General features: G+C 60.1%; 1 protein-coding gene. It reads left to right on the forward strand.

Going from position 1 to position 1,118, the window contains the following annotated elements; genetic code table 11:
* On the forward strand, positions 1-1,118 hold a 1,118-nt coding region (locus tag V6C07_RS13300; protein ID WP_333536957.1), incomplete at both ends, for a molybdopterin-dependent oxidoreductase.

Raw genomic sequence — 1,118 nt, forward strand, 5'->3', positions numbered from 1 at the left:
AGGGCTCGGGTCTCTGGCACATGCGGCGGACAGCAGGCCGGAAAAATGGGTAAAGGGCGTCTGCCGCTACTGCGGCACGGGCTGCGGGGTACTTGTGGGCGTCAGGGACGGCAAGGCCGTGGCTATTCAGGGCGACCCCAACAACCATAATGCGGGCCTGCTGTGCCTCAAGGGGTCTTTGCTTATCCCCGTGCTCAATTCAAAGGAAAGGGTCACGCAGCCCCTGGTGCGCCGTCGCAAGGGCGGCAAGCTTGAGCCTGTAAGCTGGGACGAGGCCCTGGATCTGATGGCTTCCAGATTTCGCAGCAGCATTGATGCGCATGGTCCCAATTCGGTTGCCTGGTATGGCTCGGGCCAGTGCCTTACCGAAGAAAGCTATGTCGCCAACAAGATTTTCAAGGGGGGCTTCGGCACCAATAATGTGGACGGCAATCCCCGCCTGTGCATGGCCTCGGCCGTGGGCGGCTACATGACGAGCTTCGGCAAGGACGAACCTATGGGAACCTATGCCGACATTGACCAGGCCACCTGTTTTTTCATCATCGGCTCCAATACGTCCGAGGCGCATCCCGTGCTTTTTCGGCGTATAGCCCGCCGCAAGCAGGTGGAGCCGGGCGTAAAGATCATTGTGGCCGATCCGCGCCGCACCAACACTTCGCGCATAGCCGACATGCATGTGGCTTTCCGGCCCGGCACCGACCTGGCCTTCATGCACAGCATGGCCTGGGTTATCATCAATGAGGAGCTGGATAATCCGCGTTTCTGGCAGCGTTACGTGAGTTTTATGGATGCGGAGGGCAAACCTTCTGACTTTGAGGGCTACAAAGCCTTTCTTGAAAACTACCGTCCGGAAAAAGTGGCGGAAATCTGCCGCGTACCGGTAGAGCAGATCTACAGCGCGGCCCGGGCTTTTGCCGAGTCCGGCGCGACCATGAGCCTCTGGTGCATGGGCATCAACCAGCGCGTGCAGGGCGTGTTTGCCAATAATCTTATCCATAACCTGCATCTGCTTACCGGGCAGATATGCCGCCCGGGGGCCACGTCTTTTTCGCTCACCGGGCAGCCCAACGCCTGCGGCGGCGTTCGTGACGGCGGGGCGCTCTCGCACCTGCTTCCTG

The sequence above is a fragment of the Desulfovibrio sp. 1214_IL3152 genome, assembly GCF_036763055.1.
Classification (GTDB): Bacteria; Desulfobacterota; Desulfovibrionia; order Desulfovibrionales; family Desulfovibrionaceae; genus Desulfovibrio.